This is a genomic window from Sorangium sp. So ce834 (genome assembly GCF_051521425.1).
Taxonomy (GTDB): domain Bacteria; phylum Myxococcota_A; class Polyangia; order Polyangiales; family Polyangiaceae; genus Sorangium; species Sorangium cellulosum_D.
Map to the genome: position 1 here is coordinate 12,114,421 of NZ_CP150351.1, position 20,558 is coordinate 12,134,978.

The window sequence follows — 20,558 nt, forward strand, 5'->3', positions numbered from 1 at the left end:
ACACGCCGATGGTCGTGGGTCCTACCGCCCAGAGCGGACCGGAGGGCGACGCGGGGGCGAGGCGACCTGGGGCACGCCAAGCCAGGGCGGCGGCGGTCGTCGGGGCGGGATCGCCCTGTGCGGCGAGTCCTCCAAGGGAGGCCCAGCCGGCCTCCGACGTCAGCGACGGCGCCGGATGCCGCGGACGAGCGCGGCGCCCATGCCGACGAGCACGAGCAGGGCCACGATGACCCACACCCAATCCCAGGGATCCGAGCTAAAGGAGACCGCCGTCGCACCGCACCCGGGAGACAACGTTCTTTTCATCTGGCAACCCATCCTTCCATCGACTGCCCCCTCCGCTCCGCCGGAGGGGGCGTATCCCGCCGGGGTGCTCCTCGACGCCGCGACCCCGCTCTCTGCCCCGGCGCCATGGTCGACGCCAGCCCAATCGCGCGCTCGCCGGCATCCTCCTCGACACCGGCGCTCGACACCCGCGGCCGCGTTGCGGTTGACGAGGCCGCGGCGCCGAGCCCGCGCTCGAGACCTCGCCGGCGACGGTCCCAGCCTTCCCCCGCGCCGGCCCCGCTCGCAGGGCTCACGCGGGGGCGGACGTCGTTCATCCTCCGCCGCCCGCCAGCACCGTCTCTCCACCGCTCTTGTCGAGCTCGACGACCCGGCAGGGCGTCGCTTTCCGGATCCGCTCCGTCAGCGGGCGCGAGTGCGTCACCCCGACCTGCTCGACCCGCAACGGCGCGCCGGAGTCGGTGCGGAAGTGGTGATAGAACCGGAAGTTCATCAGCTGTTGCCGCACGACCGAGAGCAACGGAAAGCGGTGCGGCTCCACCACCTGCGACAGCACCGACTCCGAGCCCCAGAGCGAGAAGGGGAAGGTCACGCGGTGGCCCTCCACGTCACGCACGAAGGCGGAGCCCGCGGCCCGCTCCAGCATCGGCAGGCGGCGGCGCTTGTCGAGCAGCCAGAGGCTCTCTTCCTTGATGTCCGGGTCCAGCTCGAACGGCCCCCCAGGCGGCGGCGTCAGCCCGCACTGAAGCTCGTAGACGAGCTGATCCAGCCGCACCCGCAGCGTCATCCGCACCGGGCCTTTGCTGCGCTGGCCGGCCCAGAGCACAGACGGCATCCCCCCCTCCTCGGCGAGCGTGCGCGCGAAGCTCCCGCTCGCCGCGGCGCCGAGCAGCACCATGGTGCGATAGAGATTGGTCTTGCCGACGCCGTTCGGTCCGACGATGATATTCACCTGCGCGAGGGGGAGGGTCAGCTCGCGGATCGAGCGATACCCGGCGACGTGGAGCTCCTGGACCGTCATCCCGCCCAGGATAGCCCCACGCCGGCCGCTTCGACACCGGCCGCGACCGCCTAACCCCCTGAGCCCTTCGTGCGCGCTGGCTCATGCAGCCGTGGCACGACCGTCGCAGCTGCATTCCATGCGCGGCGGACTTAGGCGCGCGCCGCGACAGCACCATTCCGTCGTCGAGCCTCCATTGACGCGCTCGCGACGGCCCCGATAGCCTGTCCGGCCATGCCCGCACCTATCATCGAACAAGACGCCTCGCTGGAGAGCGTCCTCGAACAGAACACCCATACCCTGACATGGCTGCTCGCCTATCCCTTCACCCAGGGTCTCGCCGCCCCGTTCCAGGCGCAGCAAGAACGGTGGATGGCGGTCGATCGTCAGGAGATCCTCCTCTGGATGGACATCCTCAAAGCGACGACGCAGGTCAGCGTCGCGGACGAGGCGCTCGACGCCCTCGTCGATGCCATCGCCAACACCATCCTCGCCGAGGCCGGCAACGACCGCAGCGCGCCGCTCTACACTCTCTATTTCGGCAACCAGCGCCCCAGCGACCTCAAGCGGCCTGTCCTCGGCGGTCAGCTCGAGACCATGCGCGCGTGGCTGCCCTCCCTCACCGGCGGAAGCCAGGCGCTCCGCGCGCTCGGCGAGCAGCTCGCCGCGGCGATTCAAAAGGCCGACGCCGCGACCGCGGCGCTCGCCGCCGCCAAGCAGAAGAACCGCGAGTTCCGCACCGTCGGCGAGCGCAAGGCGTTCATCGACGCTCAGAACGCCCTGCGCAAGTCCACCTACGGCGCGCTGTCCGAGATGCCGCACAAGCACCCGGACAAGCGCCTTCCCAACACCTTCGCCGATCTCTTCTTCAAGCGCCTGCCGCGCCGCAAGACCGCGGCCGAGGAGCCGGAGCCGGCGACGGCCGCCGAGCTCACCGCCAAGATCGCCGAGGTCGAGCAGCAGCTCGCCGCGCTGAAGACGCGCTACACCGAGGTCCTCGCCGCCGAGGAGGTCTCGGCGCGCGAGAAGGCGCAGCGCGAGGCCGACGCCGCCGCCCTCGCCGAGGCCGAGAAGGCGGCCGAGGCCCTCGCCGCCCGCGTCACCGCCCTGCGCGCCAAGCTCGGCCGCTGAGCGCGCGGCGCCGCCGCTACCGCCGGGAACCCGCCGCAACGCTTGACAATCCTTCCCCCGCATGCCGGGGACGCCGCGTCGACGCTCGACGACCGTTCCCCCGCACCGCGCGCCGCCAGATCCGACTCGACAAGAGGCTCCCCCGCGCTCCGGGGAGCGATCGCCGAGGCTCGCCCCCGCGGCCGCGGCGCGCCGAGCCGATCGGAGGAAACATCGACGCGCGGGTCCGGGCGGCGCAGAGGAGCGGTCGAGCGCCAACGGCGGCGCCCCGGAGCACCGGGGCAGGTCCTTCCGCGGCGAGGCGCCCTCCTCCGACGGGCGGGGAGCGGTCCTTCGACGTCGCCGCGCCGCTCCCCGCGCGCCGGGGCGCCGGTAGCGATCATTCCTTCGCCGTCACCGCGCCTGCTGCCTCGCCGGCGTGACGGGGGCGCTCGCCGGCGCCGCGGGCTTGCCCGCCGTCCCGACGGGCACGAGCCGCACCATCCGGTGCAGGAGCCCGTCGACCCGCTGCAGCCAGCCGCGCCAGGCGGCGTACTGGGCCACCGGGATCGTCGACCGGTCGAGGACCACGCGCTCCTTCACCACGACCGCGTTCCTGCCCGGCGCCTTGGCGAACGAGATCGACGCGCGGCCGAAGTCGCCGCCGTTCTCGTCGCCGCCCGGCGGGAGCTCCGCGAACGCGTACCCCGCGGGGGCGACGATCGTGATCGTCCGGTTGTGGTGCCGCGGCGCGAGGCTCGGCGGCAGGACCACGGGCAGCGTGCGCTTCACGAGCGGCGCGAGCTGCGACGTCAGCGTGGACGTGCCCGAGAGCGGCACCGCGAGCTCCGCGCCCTCGCGGCGCGCGAGCCCCTCGGTGCGCGCCTCGAACTCGAGCGTCGCCGCCCCGTGCGGCAGATCGGCCTGGAACGCCACCTTGGGCTTCACGTCGACGGTCGGGAACCAGCCGTACGCGAGGTACTGCTCGACCCACTGCGCCCGCGCGTCGGCCTCCGCCAGGTTCGACCGGAGCTCGAACGCCGCGTCGCCGATGTGCCGCTCCCTCGCCGCGAGCTCGCCCGCGCCCGACGGCTGCAGCGCGATGGTCCACTCGGCATCGACGCCGTGATCGGCCGGCGAGCTCGCCGGCGTCTCCACGATCTTCGGCGGCCCGTCGTCGACGAACAGCGCCAGCGTGCGCGCGTCCATCGCCGGCAGCGGCCCGAGCCGGCTCTGCGGGCTCGTCGCGTCGAGCCACAGGCCCGGCGCGCCGCCCGCGCCCGGGAGGTACGCGATGCCGTGATCGAACACCGGGATCGCCGCCACCTCGCTCCGGAGCAGCGAGGGCTGGCCCGTGTAGCGCGTCTGCACCAGCACCTCCGTCGCGTCGATGCCGATCGACTTGAGCAGCGTGATCAGCAGCATCGCCTTGTCGTCGCAGTCGCCCTGGCGCCGCGCGAGGAGCTCCTGCGGGCGGTTCGGCAGCCACCACTCGCCCGAGACGAAGTTCACGTACCGGATGTCGTCGGCGACGAAGTCGAAGAGCGCCCTCAGCTTGTCCTCGCGCGTGGTCTTGCCCTTCGTGAGCTCGGCGGCGAGCCGGCGGACCTGATCGTCCGGCTCCGTGAAGCCGGCGACCGCGCCCCGGTACCACTCCCGGAAGTCGTGCCAGCCGTGGAACGTGGAGCCGACGACGACCGGCAGCACCTCGGCGAGGTGCGGGGCGAGCGGCTCCTCGGGCACCTCGGGCGGGTCGTCCCAGATGAACCGCGTCACCTGGCGGCCGTCCTTCTCGGACCGGAGCACCCGCTCCGCCTTGCCGTTCAGCACGTCGATCGCCAGGCCGTCGCTCGTCGGCGAGTCGACGACGACCTCGTTGTAGAGGATCGGTCGCGTGTCGGTCGAGCCGACGTAGTCGATGAAGTAGAACGGCGCGTCGCCGCGGCGGCCGACGGGGCCCGGGGTCCACGCGCGCACCGCGACCTCCACCACGTCGCCGGCCGCGAGCTTGGGCCAGCGCACGAACGGCCGCTGCCCGCCCGCGCCCTGCTCGTCCGGCGGCGCCACCGTGCCGTCCTTGCGGTGCACGCGCGCGAACAGGAGCTCGGTGTCCTCGGCCTCGGCGGGGATGTCGCGCTCGTAGAGGTCCTGATCGGTGCGCGGCTCGATGACGATCTCGCGCGCGTAGTGCATGAGCTGCGAGACGCGCTTGTCCGGGTGGTACGTCACGACGCGCACCCAGTGGAGCTGCCGGTCGGCCACCTCGCCCTTCTTCGCCGGCTCCTTTCGCCCGCGCTCGAGGAAGACGCCGGGCGCGACGAGGTACTGCTCGTCGCGCATGCGCCGCCGGCCCGGCGCGCCGGCCGCGCCCTCGCCGAGGCGGAGCGCGAGCTCGGCCTTGAGGAACGGGTCGCCCGGCGCGAGGTCGCGCGCCCGCGCGAGCGCGCCGTTCGCGAGCGCGGCCGCCGCGGCGCTCGCCTGGCCCTGCCGGACCGCCGCGAGCGCCTGGAACGCGGCGGGCTGGTTCGGCGCGACCTGCGTCGCGTACGACAGGACCTCGCGCGCCCACGCGACGCGGCCCGCGTCGTGGAGCGCGCGGCCGATGCGGATGACGTCCTCGGCCGACGTCTGCTGCGCGAGCGCGCCGGCGGCGGCCACCTCCAGCGCGGCGCCGCCCTCGGGCTCGAACGCGAGCACGTAGTCCGCGCCCCGCGACTCGGGCGCGATCTCGGCGAGCCTCCGCGCGGCCCGCAGCGCGAGCGCCGGATCGAGCCGGGCCGCGGCCGCGATCTCCTGCCAGACGACGACCGGGGTCCGGTCCTTCTGCTCGCGCTCGACCGCGAGCAGCTCCTCGAGCCCGGCGCGCGCGAGCCCCGAGGTCCCGAGCTTCTTCTCGACGAGGCCGCGGAGGACGCGCGCCTCGGGGTCGCGCGCCGAGCGCAGCGGCTCCTCGCGCAGCACGGCGGCCGCCCAGTCGGCGCGGTCCGAGGCGAGGTGGGCCGCGACGAGCCTGCGCTGCGCGAACGAGGCGGTGGCCCGGTCCTTCTCGGCGAGGCCGCGGGCGCGCGCGGCCTCGAGCCAGCCGCTGCGGTTCGCGCCGAACGGCGACACCCACCCGGCGAGGGCGAGCGCGTCCGCGGAGATCCCCGGCGACCGCGTCACGCGGTCGAGCAGGCCGGGGGCGCGGGGCGATCGCTGGTCGTCCGCGCCGCCGAGCGTGCGCGCCACGACGGCCGTGAGGGTCTGCTCGATCTGCTGCGGCGCCTGCGCCGCGCCCGCGCCGAGCGCCCTGTCGAGCGCCGTCGCGACGGCGGTCGACCGCGACGGCGCGGCCGGGGGCAGCGCGAGCCTCGTGAGGTCCGACGAGGTCGCGAGCGCCACCGGACGGCGCTGCTCGTCGGTGAAGCGCACGCGGACGCGCCCCTCGTCGGCGACGGCGCCGGTGCACACCTTGAGGGCGAGCAGGTGATCGCCCGCGGGCGCCTCGATCCGCGCGGCGATGCGATCGAGCGCGAGGCGCTGGTGGGCCGCGTCGCTGGAGGCGACGTCCGCGCCGTCCCACGCGAGCCGCACGGCGCCGGTCGCGGCGACGTGAGCGAGGATCGGCTTGCGATCGAGCGCGGCGGGGACGGTCACGCGCGAGGCGAGGTAGGTGCAGCTCTCGGCGCGGGGATGGATGTAGAGGTCGAGCGGCACGCCGCGCGCGGTCGCCGCGGCGGGCAGCACCCGGCGCCACGCGACGTCGTAGACCCCCCAGGCGTAGCGGGCGCTCATGTCCGAGAAGCGCTGGCCTTCGGCCTCGGGCCCCTCGCGGCGCGCGAGCCCGCCGCCCGAGTTGTCCTGGAACGGCCCGAGGATGGCGAACGCCTTCACGAGCCCCGACGGGTCCGGGGGCGCGTCGTACGAGGCGGCGCGCGCGCCGGGCCACGTCGCCGCCGGCGGCTCGGGGGCGAGCGAGGCCGCGAGCCAGCGCGCCTCGTCGGCGAGCGGCGAGGTGGACGCCGCGATCTGCGCGAGGCCGTCGCGCGCGCGGCCCTGCGCGGCGCGATCGGAGAGCGCCGCCGCGATCACGAGCCCCGCGAGCGCGTCGTCGCCGCCCCGCCGCGCCCGGGCCAGCGCGGCGTCGAGCATGTCGTCGGGCGTCGCGGCGGTCCACCGCGGCGCGATCGCGATATGCGCGCGCTTCTCGGCCGCCGGCGCGCCGCCCGCCGCGGGCGCGCGCGGATCCACCTTCGCGCCGCTCGGACGCCGCGCCGGCGCGCCGCCCGCCGCGGCGCCGCCCGCCGCCGGCGCGGCCGCGTCCGCCTTGGCGCCGCCCGGGCGCGGCGCCTGCGCGTTGCCCGCCGCGGGCGCGACGGCGATCGCGAGCAGCGCCGCCAGGCATCCGCCCCGGCGCGCCGCGCGCCCCGCGCGCCGATCTCGTCCTCGTCGATCGCCTCGATCTTCCCCCGGCGAGCTCCGCTCCATCGATCCTCGCTTCCGGGCCACGGCATAGCGCGTGCCCGATCGCGGCGCGAGCGCGGCGATCGCGCCGGGTCGCGCGGCGCGGCCGCCCCGCGGCGTGAAGCCGTGCGCGAATTTGGCCGCCGGGCTCGCGGCCCACTAGCCTGCTCCCATGCGCCGCGCGTCACGATGGTTGCTCTCGGCGGTGATGGCCCTGACCACCCTCACGGCCTTGCCAGCGTCGACCTTCGCCCGCGAGACCAAGGTCGAGTGGAAGAGCGTCGACGTGCCCGCGGGCGAAGGCCAGGCCCAGCGAGCGCGCGCCCTGCGCGGCCTGCTCAAGAGCGCCGCGAAGAAGGCGGATTTCGGCAAGGCGAAATCGGTCGTCTTGAGCGCGCGCGTCGCCGAGTTCACCTCGGTCACGCGGGGCGACGTGCACCGCGTGACCTGCACCATCGTCGGCCGCGTCGTCGGCGGCCCCACCGCCCGCTCGCGCATCTCGTTCGGCGGCAGGCCGTCCGAGCGGCAGGCGCTGGAGAAGCAGGTGCTCTCGATGGTCGCGAGCGGCGTCGTCGGCCGGCTCGCCGCGATCGTCCGCGCGCGCGCCTCCGCCGATTGACCCCGCGCTCGGGATCGCGCCGCGCCGGCCTCGACCTCGTCCGGGATCTGGACTACGACGGCCCGCGCGTCATGGAACTGGACCGGATGGTGAGCGAGCTCTTCGAGGAGGAGGAGCTCGCCCGCGAGATGGCGCGGAAGCTGATAGCGATGGCGCAGCGCTCCGCGGACGAGGCCATCGCCGAGCGCGGGAGCCTGCTCGCGTTCCTCCGCGGCCCGATGGAGCGGCACATGCGCTACGAGGAGGCCGCGATCTTTCCTCATTTCCAGGCCCGCGGGCTCGCCGAGGAGGTCCAGGTCGCGCTGAAGCAGCACGCCGCCGTGCGCGAGGCGACCGAGGCGCTGGCGAACGTCGCGCAGGCCGACGACGTCGCGGGGAGCATCGTGAGTGTCGCCCGCCTGCTCCTGCACCATACAAATTTCGAGGGCGACTACATTTATCCGGAGCTCACCCGCGACGAGTGGCGCGAGCTGATGAAGGAAACCGTTCGTCAGGGGATCTGAGGTGGTGCGCAGGAACTCGACACAGATGTTCCCCTCGACGTAGGCTTTTGCCGCCGTGTCTACCGCAGCTGGTCAGGTGCTGAGCGAGCGCTACCGCCTCATCCGACCCGTGGGGCAGGGCGCGCAAGCCTCGGTGTGGGTCGCCGAGCACCTGGCGCTCGGCACCCAGGTCGCCGTCAAGCTCATCGATCCCGAGCTCGCGAAGCAGGAGGACGCCCGCGAGCGGTTCCGCCGTGAGGCGACCGCTGCAGCGCAGCTGCGCAGCACGCACGTCGTGCAGATCCTCGATCACGGCATCGAGGGCGAGCAGCCGTTCATCGTGATGGAGCTGCTCGAGGGCGAGGACCTCTTCGAGCGGCTCGCGCGGAGGCGCCGCCTCACGCTCCAGGAGACGTCGAAGATCGTGACGCAGGTCGCGCGCGCGCTCACCCGCGCGCACGGGGCCGGCATCGTGCATCGCGACCTCAAGCCCGAGAATTTTTTCCTCTGCGCGAACGAGGACGACGAGGTCGTCAAGATCCTCGACTTCGGCATCGCCAAGGTGGGCCACGGGAAGCGGGCCGCCCAGCGCACGACGGTCGGGACGCTCATGGGCACGCCGCACTACATGAGCCCGGAGCAGGTGAAGGGGCTCCGGGAGGTCGACTTCCGCGCCGACCTGTGGGCGCTCGGCGTGATCGTCTACCAGTGCGTGACGGGCGAGCTCCCGTTCGACAGCGAGGGGGTCGGCGACCTGCTGATCAAGATCTCGCTCGGCGAGATCCCGGTGCCCTCGCGGGTGAACCCGGAGCTGCCGCCGAGCTTCGACGCGTGGTTCGCGCGCGCGTGCGATCGCGATCCGGAGCAGCGCTTCAGCAGCGCGCGCGACCTCGCGGAGTCGCTCGCCCGCATCGCCGAGCTGTCGACCGAGACGGCGGCGAGCAGCGTGAGCTCGCCGCGGCCGCCGCCGATGCCGCCCCGCCCCGCGCCGACGCGCCCGCCGGCGGCCCCGCCGCGGCCGGCGATGGGCTCGACGATCCCCAAGGCGCCGCCGCTGCCCCAGGTGGGCGACCCCGCCGGCGCCATCTCGACGCGCTCGCCCGAGCGGCGGCCGAGCGAGCAGGCCGCGGACGCGGCGGCAGCTCCGCTGTCGGCCAGGCCGAGCGTGAGGGCCCCGGCGCGGCCGAGCGAGCGGCCGCCGGCGCCGCCGCGGCTCACCGAGCGGCCGCCGCTCACCGAGCGCTCGCCGCTGTCGGCCAGGTCCGGCGAGCGGCCTCCGATGCCGCCGCGCGCCACCGAGCGACCTCCGGCGCCGCCGCGCGCCACCGAGCGGCCTCTGACGCCGCCGCGCGCCACCGAGCGACCTCCGGCGCCGCCGCGCGCCACCGAGCGGCCTCCCCCGGCGCCGCCGCGCGCCGCCGAGCGGCCTCCGGCGGCGTCGCTGGCTCAGGTCGGCGAGCAGCCGCCGGCCTCGTCCCAGCGGATCGAGCGGCCGCCGCTCAGCGAGCGTCCGCCGCCGTCGTCGCGGCTCGGGGATCGGCCGCTGGCCCCGCCGCGGCGCAACGACAGCGCGTCGGCGTCGCAGCGGGCGCCGCTCTCCGCGGGCACGCCGCTCCCTCCCAGCTCGCCGCCCTCCACGGGCTCGCCGCCCTCCGCGGGCGCGCCGCGCTCCACGAGCGCGCCGCTCGCCACCGGGACGCCGCGCTCCCCGAGCGCGCCGCTCCCTCCGAGCGCGCCGCCCTCCGCGGGCACGCCGCTCCCTCCCAGCGCGCCGCCCTCCGCGGGCACGCCGCCCTCCGCGGGCGCGCCGCCCTCCGCGGGTGCGCCGCTCGCCACCGGGGCGCCGCTCTCCGGGCCGCCGAGCAGCACGTCGCCCACGGCGGACGGCGTCGAGGCCCCGCCAGGCTCGGAGCCGCTGGCGCTGGCGCGCAGCAAGGCGCCGCGGAAGGAAGCCGACAGCGCGCCCTCGCTCGTCGACGTCGACATCGAAGAGTTCGACGACGACGCGATCGACACCGACGTCGACGAGCCCTGGGCGGCGCCGGCCGCGCCCGCGGCGCTCGCCCCGCGGGCCGACGCGACGCCCGCCTCCGGCGAGCCCGCCGCCCACGCGCCGGCCGAGCCCGCAGGTCCTGCGCCGGCCGAGCCCGCGATGCCGGCGCTCCAGAGCGGCGCGCCCGTCGCGCCGAGCAGCGGCGCGCCCGTCGCGCCGAGCGCGCCGGACGAGCCGCCGCCCGCGGCGCAGACGCCGCGCGAGCCCTCGCCGCACGAGGCCGATCCGCGCGCGACCGCGCGCGAGCACGACGAGCCGCCGAGCCACGAGCTGCCGGAAGAGCCCCGCGACAGCGTCAGACGAGCGGCCGTCGCGGCGGCCGTGGCCGCGCCGCCCCCCGCCTCGCTGCGCGCGTCGCGGCCGCTCGAGCCGCCGGTCGCGCCAGCCGTCGCCCCACCGGCTCGCGCCGTGCCCTCCGGCGAGACGCCGGAGCACTGGATGAAGGCGTCCAGCGTGAGCGGGCTGGCGCAGGAAAGCGAGCTTCTGGAGTTCGACCCCGGCTCGCGCCGGCGCCGGCGTGTCCGCTGGGCAGCGCTCGCGCTGGTGGCCCTCGCCGGCGTCGTCGCCTGGCAGGTCCTCCGCTCGCAGCGCCTGCCGCAGAGCGCGCCGGCGGCCGAGAGCGAGACCCCGCCGCCCGCCGCCGCGCCTGCGCCTGCGCCGCCGCAGGAGCCCGCGCCCGAGCCCAGCGCCACGGCGTCGGCCCCCCCGACGGCCGCGCCCGCGGCGCAGCCGTCGGCCAGCGCCTCCGCGACGGCGCCGCCGCGGAAGCGGCGCCCGGCGCCTCCGCCGAAGAGGCAGCGCAAAGAGCCGGCCAAGGTGGACGACCTGACGATCGAGATCCCGACCCCGCCCTCGGAGCCGGCCGGGGAAGAGCCGGCCTCGCCCCACGGAGAGTCGCCCCCAACGGCGTCGCCTCCCCAGGAAGAACCGGCCCCGCACGCAGAGTGAAGAGCGGATGGAAACGACGGCATACCAGCAGTACTCCGAGGAATCCGGCGACTGGTTGAGAAAGGGAAGGGCTCGACTGCTGGCCCACCTGGTGCGCGAGTTCGGCCCGGGACGGCGGCCCCTCGAGCTGCTGGAGGTCGGCGCCGGGGTCGGGCAGAACCTGGGTGTCCTCGCGGAGTTCGGGGCCGTCGACGCGAACGAGGTGAGCCCCCTCGGCCAGGAGGCCATCGCGAAGGCCGGCACGGCGAGGACGCTCTACAGCGCGTCGCTCCCGTTCGAGCTCGACCGGCGCTACGACGTGATCTGCGCGCTCGACGTCATCGAGCACATCGAGGACGACCGCGCCGCGCTCCGCTGGATCCACGACCATCTGAGCCCCGGCGGGATCTTCGTCGCCACGGTGCCGGCGTATCCGTGGTTGTTCAGCGATCACGACCGCGCGCTGCAGCATTTCCGCCGGTACACCGCCGGCAGCTTCCGCGCCGCGCTGCCGGCCGACTTCCACGTGGAGGCGTGCGCTTACTTCAACCAGCTCCTCTTCCCCGCTGCGGTCGGCTCGCGCGCCGTCTGGAGCGCCGCGCGCAAGCTGCGCCCGGGCAAGACCAGCATGAAGCAGCCTTCGCCGAAGTCCGGCCTCGCTTCGTCCGCGCTCGAAGCCGTCCTCCGCGCGGAGGTCGATCTCATCGCGCGCGGCCGCCGGCCGAGCTTCGGGCTGTCGGTCTTCTGCGTGGCGAGGCGCACGGCGGCCTGAGGCGGGCCGCGGTCGCCCGGGCCTCCCGCGGCCCGGGATCGCCGCGCCGCCGCGATCCCTGGCGGGATTTCTGACACACGGAACGAGCACCGCCGCCCACGAGCTCGTCCCGTGGTCGCGCGCCCACGATAGGCCCCCAGGGAGGGTGTTCGCGGCAAGACCTCCCGCGCGGCCAGGGACGAGCCTGGGCGACGCATTGCTGCGCGGCCCCCACGGCACGGATTCGGCGGCCACGCCTCCATGGCTTCGTGATACGGGTGCGCGCCATGATTGGGCAAGACGCCGCAACGCCCGCTGATCCCGCCGCCTTCCGCCGCAACGTGGCGAGCTGGACTGCCCGCCTCGCGCCGTTCGCCATCCTGATCGCGATGCTCGGCCTGCTCCAGTGGGGCTACCGCGACGACTCGCCCACCGAGGACGAGTGGGCGCACACGACGCGCGGCATCGCCTGGTGGCAGACCTCGGATATGCGGCTCAACTACGCCCACCCGCCGCTCGGGAACGCCATTGCTGCCATTCCCATCGCGCTCATGCCGGGCAACGCGCACGTCACGTCGTCCCGGCACTGGAAGGACGCGAACATCGGGCGCGTGGCCCTCGATTACATCGAGCAGGACTACGCGCGGGCGCGCGAGCAGCTCTTCCGGGCTCGGCGCATGATCATGCTGATGGCCGCGGCCCTCGCCGCCTACGTATGGTTCTGGAGCCGCTGGTTCTGGGGCGAGCGGGCCGCGCTCGTCGCGCTGGTCCTCGTCGCGTTGAACCCGACGATCATCGCCCAGGGACGGTACGTCACCACCGATCTCCCGGCGGGGCTGGCGACGATGCTCGCCGTGGGCGAGTTCGCCCGGTATGCGAGCGGGCGAGCCGGCAGGTGGTCGCTCGTCACCATGACGCTCGCCATTGGGGCGGCTGCCGTCACCAAGTACAGCGGCCTGCTCCTCGTGCCGATCCTCGGCGCGATCGGGGTCTTCCTGGCCGCGACCGGCCGCGGTCGGTTCGAGGGGAAGCCCGCTGCCCGCCGCTTCGGAGAGCTCGGCCTCCACGTCCTCGTGGCGGGCGTGGGGTTGCTCCTTGTCATCAACGCCGTTTACAAGTTTGACGATACGGGCATGTCGGTGCGGGACATCCTCGCCGCCCCCGAGCCGCAATATCCGGTGTCGGCGCGGTACAAGCAGCAGCTGATGGAGAAGCACTCGCTCGTCCGGTTCCTGCCGGCGGGCCTGCGGATCCCCCTCCCGTACACGTATCTCTTCGGCACGGCGGCGGTGACCGCGCTCAACGCCGGCGGGTTCACGTCCTACTTCCTCGGCGAGGTCGTCCGGATCGGGCACTGGGCCTATTTCCCGGTGATGCTCCTCATCAAGAACCCGCCCGCCACGTTGCTCCTGCTGCTCGCCGGGGCGGCGCTCGCGCTGCGGCGCGCCCGCGCGTTCTCGATGCGCTCCGTCCCCGTCGAGGTGATCGCCACCGGGGGGACGGCCCTGCTGCTCCTCGCCTCGTTCATGCGGGCCAACCTCAACATGGGCATCCGGCACGCCATGCCGATCATGCCGCTCCTCGCCGTGCTCGCTGCGCGCGCCTTCGACAGGCTCTGGGCGCTCGCCTCCTCGCGCCGCCTCGCCCAGCTCGCGCTCACGGGCCTCGTGGGGAGCACGGCGCTGAGCGCGCTCCTCGCCGCCCCGCACTTCCTCGGCTACTTCAACCTGTTCGTCGGCGGCGCGCTCGGCGGCTACAAGATCAGCATCTACGGCGAGGACTGGGGGCAGGATCGCGCCGCGCTGGCGAAGTACGCGAAGGAGCACGACATCCAGCCGCTCTATTACAACTACCAGAGCGAGACGCGCCGGATCGAGTGGGAGTACTTCCGCGTTCCGTACCAGCGCTTCGGCTGCGAGACGGTGCCCAAACCCGGCTCATGGGTCGCGCTGCACGCGCTGACCCTCAAGACGTCGCCCGCGAAATGCTACAAGAAGCTCCGCGATCGCGAGCCGGACGTGAAGATCAACAACCACATCTATCTCTACCGGATCCCACCCGCCCCCACGAAGCGCTGAGGCGACGAACCGAGCGAATCGCGACGGCTCCTGGTGGTCGCCAGCGCCCCGGAGCGGGCGCCCGCAGAGCAGAATCAAGGGCATAAAACCGATTGCCGGCAACTCTGGAGGCGCAGGCCGTACGTCTGCGCAGCGGCGAACCAGCAGCGAAGCCCATCGCAGGCCGACCGCCAAGATGCACCGTCGCTTCGAGCGACATTGGCGGCGTGTCACCGCCCGTTCCAGGAGGTCGGCATGATGTCGGCTCTCCTGGATGGCGCTAGTTCAGCAATTTCTTCGACAGGTGCTTGACCGCCTCCTGCGCCGCATGTCGCAGCGCGACCTCAACCGCCTTGGAGGACGTATCGCCGCGCACGAGGATGGCGCAATTGTCCCCTTCGGCCTCGAACGACGCGAGGGGGAGCTCCTTCGCCGCCTCCGCTGCGCGGATCGGCACCTGCACAGCAAGCGAGCCGACCTCGAGCTCCACGAACCCCACCAGCTCCGACTTGGATAGGTTCTGCATGGTTCGAACGTGGGTCGTCCACAGGGGCTTAGCAAGGTCAGGTTTTTCCTGCTTGTCGGTGGGATTGAGCTCCACCTGAAGCGGCAAAACGCGTGCGCGTCAAGCGCCGCCGGCGGCGCGGGCCGCGGACGCGCGACGCGCGACGCACGGCGTGCGACGCACGGCGTGCGACGCACGGCGTGCGACGCGGTGCGCGCCGGTCCGGACGCCATGCTCACTGCGATCGTCGCGCCCGTCGCGTTCCTCGCGCCTCGTCGCGCTCGTCTCGCCCGTCGCGCTCCTCGCGTCCCTCGCGCTCCTCCGCACGGATGACCGCTCTCGCGTCAGTTCTTCAGGGAGGTCAGCTCGTCGGCCATGATGCTGCGGTGGTGGCGGTAGACCTGGAGCACGATGGCCAGCGCGATCGCCGCCTCGCTCGCGGCGAGGACGATGATGAAGACCGTGAACACCTGGCCAGACACGCCGCCCGCGACGAAGTGCTCGAACGCGACGAAGTTGAGCGCGGCGGCGTTGAGGATGAGCTCGACGCCGAGGAGGATGCCCACCGCGTTCTTCCGCGTCATGACGGTGAACAGCCCGAGGCCGAACAGCGCCGCGCCGACGCTGAGGTAATGGATGAGCCCGATCTCCATCGCCTACTCCCTCTCCCAGGCGCGCCTGACGGCGCGGCGCGCGAGCACGACCGCGCCGATCATGGCGCCGAGCAGGACGACCGAGCCGAGCTCGAACGGGAGCAGGTACTCGCCGAGGAACGCGTGGCCGAGCTTGGCGGTGGACGGCATGGCCGGCTTGGCCTCGGCGGGCCAGGGCGTCCGGGTCGCCACCCGGCCGAGCACGAGGAGCACCGCCGTGACCAGGACGAACGCCACGGCGGGCCCGCCGCGCGGGTTCGAGATCTTCATCTCCGCGATGCGGCTCGTGAGCATCACGGCGAAGAGGATCAGGACGAGCGTGCCGCCCACGTAGACGAGCACCTGGGTGGCCGCGAGAAAATCGGCCGACAGCGTGACGTAGAGGCCCGCGATGCCGAGGAACGTGCCGAGCAGGGCCAGCGCGGAGTGGATGATGTTCCTGGAGAACGCCACGAGCCCGGCGGAGCCGAGCGTCAGCGCGGCGAGCCCCAGGAAGGCGAGTGCACTCAGGGAGGGCATGTGGTGAGGGCCGCGACGTTAGACCGCTGCCCATCGCTCATCAAGGGCGACGCCCCGCGACGGGCGATGCCCTCGCTCAGGCGTCCGCTCCGGCCTCTCCGCCCGCGGCCCCGGCGACCGCTCCAGTCACCGCTCCAGCGGCCTCGGCGCCCTGCTTCCGGGCGTGCTCCCGGCGCCAGATGGCGCGCAGCTCCTCGAGCGCGGCGGGGTTGTCGCGCATGGCGCGCTCGCGGGCCTCGCGGGCGTGAGGCCCGTACTCGCCGACAGGCACCTCGCCGAGGTCCTTCGGCGCCTTGTACAGCGGGACCAGCCCCTCCGGGATGAAGCGGAAGGTGAGGTGGTCGAGCGTCGGCGCCGCCCCCTCGAACTCGCGCGTGTGGCGGATCGCGCCGGTCGACTCGGTCTTGCACGCCTCGACGCAGAGGCCGCAGTACATGCACTTGCCCATGTCGATGTCGAAGCGGCTCATCGCCTGCTTCTTCGTCGCCGGATCCTTCTCCAGGTCGATGGCGATGCACTCGATGGGGCACGCGCGCTCGCAGCGCTTGCAGCCGGTGCAGATGTCCATCTGCACCTCGAGGAAGCCGCGGTACCGCGGCGGGAGCATCTCGCTCACGGGTCGGTCCGTCTTGTCGGGATACTGGACGGTGATGGGCTCCCGGAACAGATGGGAGAACGTGACGGCCATCCCTTCGAGGATGGTGCTGGCCGCGCTGGAGATGCTCTTGATGTACTGGGCGAGATCCATGGCCGGTGCCTCTCCGGGACCTGACGCGCTCGGGCATACCCCCCGAAGGAGCGAGGCGCCACACCGACCAGGCTAGCAGATGACCCCTCCTCGATTGCGTCCGCGCGTACGGCCGGGCCGCCGCCGCCCGCGCCGGGCTCACGCCGGACCGGCGCGGCGCGGCGCCCACGGCTGCGGCCGATCGGCGCCGCGCGGGTCGGGAACCCGCCGAGAGCGTGGAGTCCGCGGCAGACCTGTCCTCTCCTGTTGACGCGCCCCCCGGGTGGCGATCATGGTCGTCGAATGACGCAGCTCCCCTTGTCGGGAACGTTCACCGCCCTGGTCACGCCGTTCACCCCTGATGGCGAAGCCGTCGATTTCGAAGCGCTCACCGCGCTCGTCGAGGCCCAGGTCGCGGGCGGCGTCAGCGGGCTCGTGCCGTGCGGGACCACGGGCGAGTCACCGACCCTGAGCGAAGCGGAGACGACCGCGGTCATCCGGCGCGTCGTCGAGGCGGCGCGCGGCCGCGTGCCGGTGATCGCGGGGACGGGCTCGTTCTCGACGAAGAAGACGATCGACGCCTCGCGCGCGGCGCTCGCGGCGGGCGCGGAGGGCGTGATGATCGTGATGCCGTACTACAGCAAGCCCTCGCAGGACGGGCTCCGCGAGCACACGCTCGCCGTGGCCAAGGCGGTCGCGGGGCCGGTCGTGCTCTACAACGTCCCGGGACGAACGGTGGTCGACCTCTCCGCCGAGACGACCGAGCGCATCTGCGCCGCCGCGCCCAACGTCGTCGCCATCAAGGACGCGACGGGCAACGTGCTCCGCTGCCAGGAGCTGGTGCGGCGCCTCGGCGATCGGCTCACGGTCCTGTGCGGCGACGACGCGCTGACGCTCGCGATGATGGCGCTCGGCGCGCAGGGCGTCATCAGCGTCACGTCGAACGTGCTGCCGCGCGAGACGAGCGCGGTGCCCCGGCGGTTCTTGGCCGGCGACCTCGCCGGCGCGCGGGCGGCCCACCTCGCGCTGCTGGAGATCCACGGGCTCATGTTCGTCGAGCCGAACCCCTCCCCGGCGAAGGCGGCGCTGGCCGCCCTGGGCCGCATGAGCCCCGCCGTCCGGCTGCCCCTCTCGCCGGCCGGCGAGGCGACCCGGCAGCAGATCGTCGAGGCGATGAAGCGGCTCGAGGCGAAGCGCGAGGCGGCGTGAAGTCGAACGGCGATCATCGAGGCGTACCGATGGGCGCGCTCTTGGGAACCGGCCAGGGAGAAGAGGCCCGCTTGCTGAAGGTCGCGATCCACGGCGCGAGCGGCAAGATGGGGCAGGCGATCGTCCGGCTCGCCGCGAACGAGCGCGCGCAGATCGTGGGCGCGATCGTGTCGCGCGGCTCCTCCCGCATCGGCCGCGACGTCGGCGAGCTCGCGGGGACCGGCACCATCGGCGTCGCGATGAGCGACGACACCAGCGCCGGGCTGCTCGGCGCGGACGTGGTCATCGATTTCTCGCGGCCCGAGGCGCTCCCCCGGCTCCTGCACCTCGCGATGCGGGCCAAGGTCGCGGTGGTCAGCGGCACGACCCGCCTCGACGGCACGTGCGAGCGGCTGCTCGACGAGGCGGCGCAGCACGTCCCGGTGCTCTGGTCGCCGAACACGAGCATCGGCATCCACGTGCTCGCGGAGATCGCGGCGAGCGCGGCGCGCCGGCTCGGGCCCGGCTACGACGTCGAGATCGTCGAGGTGCACCATCGCGCCAAGGTGGACGCCCCGAGCGGCACGGCCGTGCGGCTCGCCGAGGCGCTGCGCGAGGCCCGCGGCGGCGCCGGCGAAGGGGCCGCGGCGCTCGCCGACGTGCACGGCCGCGAGGGCAACGTCGGCCCTCGCAAGGCGAGCGAGCTCGGGATCTTCGCCGTGCGCGGCGGCGACGTCATCGGCGACCACACGGTCCACCTGCTCGGCCCCGGCGAGCGCCTCGAGCTCACGCACCGCGCCACGAGCCGCGATCTCTTCGCGCGCGGCGCGCTGCGCGCGGCGTGGCACCTGCACGGCAAGCCGCCCGGCCGATACACGATGGCCGACGTGATCGGGGGCTGAGCGGCGCCGCCGGGCGAAGGACCGGCGATCGGGATCCGGCGCGCCGCGCGCACAGCACGATGTGGTCAGCGGCGGGCCGCCGCACTAGGCTGCCGCGCTCGTATGGAGACGCTCGCTGCGCGGGTCGCACGTGCCGGTCCTTTGCCGGACAGGGACGCGGTGGGCTGGGTCGTCCGTCTGGCGAAGCGGATCGAGAGCCTGCACGGGCGCGGGACCGTGCACGGCCGCCTGTCGGCCGCGTGCGTGATCATCGAGGACGAGTGGTGCACGTCGCAGGGGTGGCTCTCCGATCCGCTCGCGACGCCGGCCTTCGTGGGCTACCGCTCGCCGGAGCGCGCGGCGGGCGAGGGACCGTCGCGCCGGGACGACACGTGGGCGCTCGCGGTCACCCTGTACGTGGCGCTCTCGGGGGCGCTCCCCTTCCCGGCCGAGAGCGACGGGGAGCTCCGCCGCAAGCAGAGCGCCGGCGATGCGCCGCGGGTGACGCCGCCGGGGGCGGCGGGCGACGCGCTGTGGCGCGTCCTCGAGCAGGCGCTCGCGCGCGACGCGAAGCGACGGATCGTCGAGGTGGCGGCGCTGCGTCGCGCGCTGGAAGCGGCGCGGCCGAGCGACGGCCTGGGGGAGCTGCCGCCGCTCGACGAGCACGCGGTCGTGGAGCCAGCGAGGACCGTGCCGGCGCCGCGCCCGTCGAGCGGCGGCCTGCGGGGCGCGTCGAGCTCGCAGCCGCCGCCGCGCAGGAGCTCGCCGCCGCGCGAGAGCTCACCGCCGCGCGAGAGCTCGCCGCCGCGCGGGAGCTCGCCGCCCCGTGAGAGCTCGCCGCCGCGCGGGAGCTCGCCGCCCCGTGAGAGCTCGCCGCCGCGCGGGAGCTCCAGCTCGCAGCCGCCTGGCGGGAGCTCGCCGCCCCGCGGCCGCACGAGCTCGCTGCCGCCCGGCAATGCGAGCGCCACGGCGCGCCGGACGCCGTTGCCGCTCCACGGGCTCGCGGCCCTTGGTCTCCGGTCGACGGGCGCGCCGCCCACCCCGGTCCCCGAGGCGCCAGAGCGCCGCTCGACGGCGCCGGCGGTCTCGCCTGCCGCACCGCCGGGGCACGCCGACGCCCCGAGGGCGGATGCCTCCAGCAGCCCGCCCGGGGCGGCCGTTGCGGCCGCGCCGCCGGAGCAGCCGCCCCTTGCCCGCGCACCGGCGGAGCAGCCGCCCCTTGCCCGCGCACCGGCGGAGCAGCCGCCCCTCCCGCCCAGCGCGGCGGTCCCGCCCAGCGCGGCGGAGGAGCCGCCCCTTGCCCACACGCCGGCGGAGCAGCCGCCCCTTTGGCCCGCGCCCGCGGAGCAGCCGCCCCTCCCGCCCGCGCCGGCGCCGCCCGCTCCCGCAAGCGAACCGGCGAGCCGGCGGCCTCCCCGCGCTCGGCCCGCGCGCATCGACGGCGAGCTGCCCCCGGCTCCGTCCGCGCTGGCGACCGAGGGCACCGCCGCGCACGTCGGCGTGCCCGATGCGCCGCGCACCCCGGCGCCCGATCGGGACGCACGCCGCGGCGCGCCCTCCGCGGCGCGCCGGGTGGCCCTGCTGGCCCTGTACGCCGTGGTCTTCGCGGGCGCCGCTGCGGCGGCCTGGTTCTGGATCCGCCACCGCGATTCCGCGCCACCGCCGCCATCCCTCCCCGCCCTGCCTGCCGGCGCGGACGCCGCTCCCGCCGCCTGCGCCGCCCCCGCGGCGCCGAGCGCCCCGCCCGCCGACGACGCCGGCGTCACGGGCGACGCGGCCGCGGCTGCGCCGGTGGACGCCGGCGCCGCGAGCGCAGCGCCGGACGCCGCGGCCACGGCGGACTTCGCCGCCTGCGCGATGCCGATCTTTCCGGGCAAGGGCGTCGACGCCGCGACCGCGGGCCAGCTGGCGTTCCTCTGCACCGAGGTCGACCCGATGAAGGGCGTCGCGGCGCTCAAGGGCCACCTCGCCAGGGCCGCCGGGCCCGAGGGGATCTCGGACGCGACGAAGGAATGGGGCGTGCTCGGCTGGTACGACATGGCGGCGCTCGCCGCCCTGCGCGCCCGCTGCTGCCACGCCCCGCCGCCCCTCGCGCTGCCCCGCGCGCCGGAGGGCTGCCTCCCGCTCGACGAGGCGCTGAACGACCTCGGCGCGACCGTCGCGTCCGCGTCTGCGCCGGACGATCGGGCCGTCGCGAAGGCGTCCCGCCGGTACACGCGGACAGCCGAATGCGTCGTGCGCGTCGGCGCGGCGACCTGGTACGGACGCAAGAGCAAGCCGAACGGAGGAGAGGCGAGCGCATTCAAGAAGGTGCTCTCGCGCGCGCTCCGGCAAGCGGCACAGGCCCGCTGAGCCGCG

General features: G+C 74.7%; 16 protein-coding genes. 9 read left to right on the forward strand and 7 right to left on the reverse strand.

Translation table 11 applies throughout. The features are described 5' to 3' along the window. Nucleotides 1-159: 159 nt before the first annotated feature. Both WMF20_RS44595 and WMF20_RS44600 read right to left on the reverse strand, forming a co-directional pair. Nucleotides 160-306 (reverse strand): hypothetical protein, encoded by a 147-nt coding sequence (locus WMF20_RS44595; RefSeq protein ID WP_437607868.1) that lies wholly within the window; start codon nt 304-306, stop codon nt 160-162. Nucleotides 307-598: 292 nt separating this feature from the next. Then, nucleotides 599-1,306 (reverse strand): AAA family ATPase, encoded by a 708-nt coding sequence (locus tag WMF20_RS44600; RefSeq protein WP_437607869.1) that lies wholly within the window; start codon nt 1,304-1,306, stop codon nt 599-601. 213 nt (nt 1,307-1,519) lie between these two features. Here WMF20_RS44600 and WMF20_RS44605 point away from each other — a divergent pair, with 213 nt between their 5' ends. After that, nucleotides 1,520-2,416 carry a hypothetical protein gene (locus WMF20_RS44605; RefSeq protein ID WP_129579944.1) on the forward strand — a complete coding sequence of 299 codons (897 nt, stop codon included), beginning with the start codon at nt 1,520-1,522 and terminating at the stop codon, nt 2,414-2,416. Between the two features lie 393 nt (nt 2,417-2,809). Here WMF20_RS44605 and WMF20_RS44610 read toward each other — a convergent pair whose 3' ends face one another. Next, nucleotides 2,810-6,862 carry a transglutaminase domain-containing protein gene (locus tag WMF20_RS44610; protein ID WP_437607870.1) on the reverse strand — a complete coding sequence of 1,351 codons (4,053 nt, stop codon included), beginning with the start codon at nt 6,860-6,862 and terminating at the stop codon, nt 2,810-2,812. Between the two features lie 148 nt (nt 6,863-7,010). On the opposite strand from WMF20_RS44610, the gene WMF20_RS44615 reads away from it, so the two are divergent. The 5 genes from WMF20_RS44615 (at nt 7,011) to WMF20_RS44635 (ending at nt 13,748) form a co-directional block, all read left to right on the forward strand. Further along, nucleotides 7,011-7,457, forward strand: coding sequence for a hypothetical protein (locus tag WMF20_RS44615; protein ID WP_129579946.1), 447 nt, complete (start codon nt 7,011-7,013; stop codon nt 7,455-7,457). Further along, nucleotides 7,454-7,960 carry a hemerythrin domain-containing protein gene (locus tag WMF20_RS44620; protein ID WP_437607871.1) on the forward strand — a complete coding sequence of 169 codons (507 nt, stop codon included), beginning with the start codon at nt 7,454-7,456 and terminating at the stop codon, nt 7,958-7,960. The genes WMF20_RS44615 and WMF20_RS44620 overlap by 4 nt, the downstream gene beginning before the upstream one ends. 55 nt (nt 7,961-8,015) lie before the next feature. Continuing rightward, nucleotides 8,016-10,940 (forward strand): protein kinase domain-containing protein, encoded by a 2,925-nt coding sequence (locus tag WMF20_RS44625; protein ID WP_437607873.1) that lies wholly within the window; start codon nt 8,016-8,018, stop codon nt 10,938-10,940. Nucleotides 10,941-10,947: 7 nt separating this feature from the next. Next, nucleotides 10,948-11,691, forward strand: coding sequence for a class I SAM-dependent methyltransferase (locus WMF20_RS44630; RefSeq protein WP_063823641.1), 744 nt, complete (start codon nt 10,948-10,950; stop codon nt 11,689-11,691). Between the two features lie 266 nt (nt 11,692-11,957). Then, nucleotides 11,958-13,748: a phospholipid carrier-dependent glycosyltransferase gene (locus tag WMF20_RS44635; protein ID WP_437607874.1), complete on the forward strand. Its 1,791-nt coding sequence runs from the start codon at nt 11,958-11,960 to the stop codon at nt 13,746-13,748. 259 nt (nt 13,749-14,007) lie between these two features. Here the strand turns inward: WMF20_RS44635 and WMF20_RS44640 are convergent, their stop codons facing one another. The 4 genes from WMF20_RS44640 to WMF20_RS44655 all read right to left on the reverse strand — a co-directional run bounded on the left by WMF20_RS44640 (nt 14,008) and on the right by WMF20_RS44655 (nt 16,152). Beyond that, nucleotides 14,008-14,328, reverse strand: coding sequence for a hypothetical protein (locus tag WMF20_RS44640; protein ID WP_129579950.1), 321 nt, complete (start codon nt 14,326-14,328; stop codon nt 14,008-14,010). Nucleotides 14,329-14,576: 248 nt separating this feature from the next. Beyond that, entirely contained in the window at nt 14,577-14,885 is a 309-nt protein-coding gene (gene nuoK / locus WMF20_RS44645) for an NADH-quinone oxidoreductase subunit NuoK (RefSeq protein WP_437607875.1), read from the reverse strand. Between the two features lie 3 nt (nt 14,886-14,888). Beyond that, complete coding sequence (locus WMF20_RS44650; RefSeq protein WP_129579952.1) at nt 14,889-15,404, reverse strand: NADH-quinone oxidoreductase subunit J family protein; 516 nt, start codon at nt 15,402-15,404, stop codon at nt 14,889-14,891. Between the two features lie 76 nt (nt 15,405-15,480). Continuing rightward, on the reverse strand, nt 15,481-16,152 hold the full coding sequence (locus WMF20_RS44655) for a NuoI/complex I 23 kDa subunit family protein (protein ID WP_129579953.1): 672 nt from the start codon (nt 16,150-16,152) through the stop codon (nt 15,481-15,483). 282 nt (nt 16,153-16,434) lie between these two features. On the opposite strand from WMF20_RS44655, the gene dapA reads away from it, so the two are divergent. From dapA to WMF20_RS44670, 3 genes are all read left to right on the forward strand, one after another. After that, nucleotides 16,435-17,340, forward strand: a complete 906-nt coding sequence (gene dapA, locus WMF20_RS44660) for a 4-hydroxy-tetrahydrodipicolinate synthase (RefSeq protein ID WP_437607877.1) — start codon at nt 16,435-16,437, stop codon at nt 17,338-17,340. Nucleotides 17,341-17,411: 71 nt separating this feature from the next. Beyond that, a complete protein-coding gene (gene dapB, locus WMF20_RS44665; protein WP_165374505.1) occupies nt 17,412-18,221 on the forward strand; it encodes a 4-hydroxy-tetrahydrodipicolinate reductase in 810 nt (269 codons plus the stop codon). Between the two features lie 102 nt (nt 18,222-18,323). Beyond that, entirely contained in the window at nt 18,324-20,552 is a 2,229-nt protein-coding gene (locus WMF20_RS44670; RefSeq protein ID WP_437607878.1) for a hypothetical protein, read from the forward strand. Nucleotides 20,553-20,558: the final 6 nt, after the last annotated feature.